The sequence below is a fragment of the Halochromatium sp. genome (genome assembly GCF_046541315.1).
Classification (GTDB): domain Bacteria; phylum Pseudomonadota; class Gammaproteobacteria; order Chromatiales; family Chromatiaceae; genus Lamprobacter.
In genome coordinates, this window is sequence record NZ_JBKHDN010000182.1 from 1 (window position 1) to 5,539 (window position 5,539).

The window sequence follows — 5,539 nt, forward strand, 5'->3', positions numbered from 1 at the left end:
CTTATAGAACGATGATCGGCTCAATGACCCGGATGGAGGATCTCGCTTTGTCAATCGTGCCACGCCCCGTTAGCAAGACCATGGCCTTAACGGCCGTTCTCGTCATTGCCGCGCCCGCCGTCCAGGCGACCGGCTTTGGCGACATGTTCAACCCTGGCCGCTGGTTCGGCGGCGATGATAACGATCGCTATTACGACGAGGGTCCATGGGGGCCTTATGGTCCCGGGGCCTATGGCGTCCCTGGCTATGGCCCCTATGGTGGCTATGGCTACGGGCCCTATGGCGCGCCCGGCTATGGCCATCAGGCCCCCGCCTATGGCGCGCCTGGCTATGGCGCCCCGCCGTCGCAGACAGCGCCGGCCCAGCCGACGCCAGGCGCGGGTTCTGGCTCCGGTGCCGGTTCCGGCTCTGGCTCCGGCTCCGGCTCCGGCTCCGGCGAGAACGCCAAGGACCGCGAGATCGAGGCCCTCAAGCGACGCATCGAACAACTCGAATCGCGCAACGCCCCCCAGGGCCGGCCGCAGCCGCCCGAGGGCCGCCGCGGTGGCGATAACGAGGAGGGCTGGCCGCCGGCGCCCGCCTTCCGCCCCATGGACCAATACTGACCCGCGACCTACCCGCGGCGGCGGGTCCGCTGCGGGACCGATTTCAGGAGCAAGCGCCCATGATCCAGTTTCAGGGGCTGATACTCGGCCTGCTGTTGTTCTCCATCGCCAGCCCGGCGCTGGCCGATGAGTACGCGGTCTACACCACCGAGAACCGCTTTGCCGATGTGATGGATGGCCTCGAGCTGGCCATTCAACAACGCGGCATGTTTATCAATAACGTGATGCACATGAACGAGATGCTCGAGCGCACCGGCGCCGACCTCGATCTCGGCGACGCCCTCTTCGGTCAGGCGGACTCGATTGAGTTCTGCAGCGCCGTGCTCTCGCGCAAGATGATCCGCGAAGACCCGCGCCGGATCGTCAATTGCCCGTTCATCATCGCGGTCTACACGCTGCCTGACGAGGCCGGCACCACCTATGTCGCCCATCGTCAGATCCCGGACTCCGAGACCGAGGCAAGCCCGGCCATGCAAGAGGTCGCGACGATGCTGCAAGAGATCGCCGAAGAGGCCATCAGCTGGTAGTCCGGCCCCCCAGTGTTCGACGATTGATCTCGACAGTGGTTTTTCCCCTGCAAAACGCGCCAGAAAGGTCTATATTTCCTTGACAGCAGCCAAGAATGCTGTTCCACAACTCACTAATACACCAATAAGCCGATGGACCACCAACGGCAACCCGAACCGAAACCCCGGGAGATCCACCCACCGCGGGTGGAGGAGTAGACCGATGACTGCGATGAATACTGTTGGCGAGATGGCCGGGCGCGACGTCCTCTTCAACAAACAAGGCTTTCTGGCTCGCTTCGACGATTGGGACAACGATCTCGCCTATGCGATGGCGCAAGAAGAAGGGCTCCGCCTGACGGAGTGCCATTGGACCGTGATCGAATTCCTGCGCGAATACTATGCCTTCCACGAGATTCCACCCTCGCCGAAGGTGATCATCCGCGCGATCGGCGAGAAGGTCTCCGAGCACACCCCCTGCACGCGCAAGAAGCTCGAGGGTCTGTTCCCCAACGGCGGCTGCAAACAGGCTTGCCGCATCGCCGGCTTGCCGAACCATTACTGCCACTCCTGCTAAGGCGATTTCCGTCAATCGCCCAACGTCCCGCTCGCGGCAGGCCAATGGCCTTGCCCCGAGCCCGTCGATCAGGCGCTCGCGGACCTCGCTTCCGGGCGCCTTCTCATGCAGACTCCCTCCCGCCGATTGCAGTATGCTGGCGGCCTTTTGAAGGCCCGCACGCGATGCCCGCATGGGCGCAATCACTCCGATCGGCGACCCCAAGCTAACAGCACCCGACCGAACCCAGCATGCGTGAGAATCGCCTCTACACCGAGCAGCCACTCAGCGTCGGCGCATGCATCGAACTCGAGCCGCGTCCGGCGAAACATGCCGCTCAAGTCCTCCGCCTCGGCGCCGGGGAGGCACTGACCCTCTTCAACGGCGACGGGCGCGATGTCCGCGCCGAGATCGAGACCAGCACGCGCAATCAGGTCGCGGCGCGCATCCTCAGCGTCGGCGCCCCCGAGCCGGCGCCGGTCTTGGCCATCACCCTCGCGCTCGGCATCTCCCGCGGCGAACGCATGGATCTCGCCATCCAGAAGGCGGTCGAACTCGGCGTCAGCGGCATCCAGCCGCTGTTCTCGACGCGCACCCTGGTGCGGCTGAGCGGCGCGCGCCTGGCCAAACGCACTCAGCACTGGCAAGGGGTGGCGATCGCCGCCTGCGAGCAGAGCGGGCGCCGGCGACTGCCGTCGATCGCAACCGCGGCAACGCTCGACGACTGGCTCGGCCAAGCGTCCCCGGGCGGCATCCTGCTCCATCACGCCGCCGCCAAGACCCTCCCCGAGTTGCCGCCACCACAGCAGCCAGTCAGCCTGCTCATTGGTCCGGAAGGCGGCCTGACGCCCGAGGAGCGCGAGCAGGCCCAAGCGCACGGATTCACGCCGGTGCGGCTGGGACCCAGGGTGCTCCGCACGGAAACCGCGCCGCTTGCCGCGATCGCAGCGATACAAACCCTGTGGGGCGATTTCAGGCCCGTCGAAGACTAATGCCATCCAAATACGCGCTCGTTCTCGTCGATGCCTCCGGCTATCTCTTTCGCGCCTATCACGCGTTGCCGAAGCTGACCAATTCCCAAGGCGAGGCCACCGGCGCGCTGATCGGCGTGCTCAACATGCTGCGCAAGCTCATCGACGAGACCGCGCCGGCCTACATCGGCGTCGTCTTCGACGCGCCCGGCCCGACCTTCCGCGACGCGCTCTATCCCGACTACAAGGCCGGGCGCCCGCCGATGCCGGATGAATTGCGCGCGCAACTCGAGCCGCTCAAGGCGATCATCCAAGCGATGGGCCTGCCGCTGATCGAGATCCCCGAGGTCGAGGCCGACGACGTGATCGGCACCCTCGCCACCCAGGCCGCCGCACAGGGACTCGACACCCTGATCTCGACCGGCGACAAGGACATGGCGCAGCTCGTCGACGAGCGCATCACCCTGATCAACACCATGAGCGGCAGCGTCCTCGACCCCGAAGGCGTGCGGACCAAGTTCGGCGTGCCGCCGCAGCGCATCATCGACTATCTGAGCCTGATGGGCGACAGCAGCGACAACATCCCCGGCGTGCCCAAGTGCGGCCCGAAGACCGCTGCCAAGTGGATCGAGCAATACGGCAGCCTCGATGGCGTGATCGGCCAGGCCGACGCGATCAAGGGCAAGGTCGGCGAACACCTGCGCGCGGCGCTCGACCAGCTCCCGCTCGCGCGCGCGCTGACGACGATCAAACGCGATGTCGAGCTGGACTTGGAACCGACTGATCTCAGCCCCGGCGAGCCCGACCGCGAAACCCTGCGCGCCTGGTACCAGCGGATCGAGTCCAAGCGCCTGCTGGCGAGCTTGAATGGCGGTGCCGGCGCCGCGCAGGAAGGGACCACCGGCGCAGCAAATGCTCAAGCGGGTGGCACAACGGGCGGCACAACGGGCGGCACAGCGGGCGGGCTGGAGGCAGGCCTGTCGGGAGACCCGCTTGGCGGCAACGGTCTGGGCAGCGCTGCAAGCGCCGATGGAAACGCGGCCGACCGGTCAGCGGCAGGCGAGCACGCGCCCGACAAGCCCCGGCAGCCCACGGCGGACTATCAAACCATCCTCACCCAGGCCGAATTCGACGCCTGGCTCGAGCGCCTGCGCCAAGCCGAGCTGATCGCCTTCGATACCGAAACGACGGCGCTCGACTACATGCGCGCCGAGATCGTCGGCGTCTCGGTCGCGGTCAGCCCGCATCAGGCCGCCTATATCCCGCTCGCCCACGACTATCCGGGCGCGCCGGAGCAGCTCGACCGCGATCAGGTCCTGAACGCCTTGAAGCCACTGCTCGAGGACCCCGAACGCCCCAAGCTGGGCCAAAACCTCAAATTCGACATGAGCGTCTGCGCCCGCGCCGGCATCGAGCTACAGGGCATCGCCCACGACAGCATGCTGCAGAGCTATGTGCTCGACAGCACCGCGACCCGGCACGACATGGACTCATTGGCGAGGAAATACCTCGACGCAAACACCATCAGGTTCGAGACCATCGCCGGCAAGGGCGCCAAGCAGCTGACCTTCAATCAGATCCCGCTCGAAAGCGCGGCACCCTACGCGGCCGAGGATGCCGATCTTACCTTGCGGCTGCATCAGGCGCTCTGGCCGCGCATCCAGGCCCTGCCCGGCCTGACGCGCATCTACCGCGAGATCGAGCTGCCGCTGGTGCCGGTGCTCTCGCGCATCGAGCGCACCGGCGTGCGGGTCGATGTCGAGGAACTCGAGGCGCAGAGCCGCGATCTCGCCGAGCGCGCCGCCGACCTCGCCGAGCGCGCCTACGCCGAGGCCGGCAGCCGCTTCAACATGGGCTCGCCGAAGCAGATCGGCGCCATCCTCTTCGAGCAGCTCAGACTGCCGATCCTCGTCAAGACCCCGAAGGGCGTGCCCTCGACCTCCGAGGCGGTGCTCGAGAAGCTGGCCGAGGACGGCCACGAGCTGCCACGGCTGATCCTCGAGCACCGCGGTGTGACCAAGCTGCGCTCGACCTATACCGACAAGCTGCCGGCCATGGTCCATCCCGAGACCGGCCGCGTGCATACCAGCTATCATCAGGCGGTCGCCGCGACCGGCCGGCTCTCCTCCAGCGACCCCAACCTGCAGAACATCCCGATCCGCAGCGAGGCCGGCCGGCGCATCCGCCGCGCCTTCGTGCCCGAGCCGGGCTACCGCATCCTCGCCGCCGACTATTCGCAGATCGAGCTGCGCATCATGGCGCACCTCTCCGGCGACGAACGCCTGCTCGCCGCCTTCGCCGCCGGTCAGGACATCCACCGCGCCACCGCCGCCGAGATCCTCGGCCTCGCGCCCGAGGCGGTCAGCAGCGAGCAACGCCGCTCGGCCAAGGCGATCAACTTCGGCCTCATCTACGGCATGTCCGCATTCGGGCTCGCGCGCCAGCTCGGCATCGAGCGTCAGGAGGCGCAGGACTATGTCGACGCCTACTTCGCCCGTTATCCCGGCGTACGCGCCTTCATGGACCGGACCCGCGAGCAGGCGCGCCAGGATCGCTACGTCGAGACCCTGTTCGGTCGCCGGCTCTATCTGACCAATATCGGCCACAGCAACCATCAGCTGCGCAGCGCCGCCGAGCGCACCGCGATCAACGCGCCGATGCAGGGCACCGCGGCCGACATCATCAAGCGCGCGATGATCGCCGTCGACGCCTGGATTCGCCGCGAGCAGCCACCGCTGCGGATGATCATGCAGGTACACGACGAGCTGGTGTTCGAGGTCGCCGAGGGGGCGACGGCATCGGCCGCGGAGCGGATCCGCGCGCTGATGCAGGACGCCGCCGAGCTGGCGGTGCCGCTGCTGGTCGAGGTCGGTATCGGCGACAACTGGGACGAGGCGCACT

The 5,539-nt window shown here is 67.0% G+C and carries 5 protein-coding genes; all 5 read left to right on the forward strand.

Annotated features, from left to right (window positions below):
- Window positions 1–56 precede the first annotated feature (56 nt).
- Window positions 57–605 carry a hypothetical protein gene (locus ACLFQI_RS11030; RefSeq protein ID WP_410759317.1) on the forward strand — a complete coding sequence of 183 codons (549 nt, stop codon included), beginning with the start codon at window positions 57–59 and terminating at the stop codon, window positions 603–605.
- 59 nt (window positions 606–664) lie between these two features.
- On the forward strand, window positions 665–1,132 hold the full coding sequence (locus ACLFQI_RS11035; protein ID WP_410759311.1) for a DUF302 domain-containing protein: 468 nt from the start codon (window positions 665–667) through the stop codon (window positions 1,130–1,132).
- A gap of 202 nt (window positions 1,133–1,334) precedes the next feature.
- On the forward strand, window positions 1,335–1,688 hold the full coding sequence (locus tag ACLFQI_RS11040) for a TusE/DsrC/DsvC family sulfur relay protein (protein WP_410759313.1): 354 nt from the start codon (window positions 1,335–1,337) through the stop codon (window positions 1,686–1,688).
- A 230-nt stretch (window positions 1,689–1,918) separates the two neighbouring features.
- The gene (locus ACLFQI_RS11045; RefSeq protein ID WP_410759314.1) at window positions 1,919–2,659 is read left to right on the forward strand and encodes a 16S rRNA (uracil(1498)-N(3))-methyltransferase; all 741 of its coding nucleotides are present in this window, start codon (window positions 1,919–1,921) and stop codon (window positions 2,657–2,659) included.
- Window positions 2,659–5,539, forward strand: a 2,881-nt coding sequence (gene polA / locus ACLFQI_RS11050) for a DNA polymerase I (protein WP_410759315.1), incomplete at its 3' end; no start/stop codon positions are given. The genes ACLFQI_RS11045 and polA, both read left to right, overlap by 1 nt.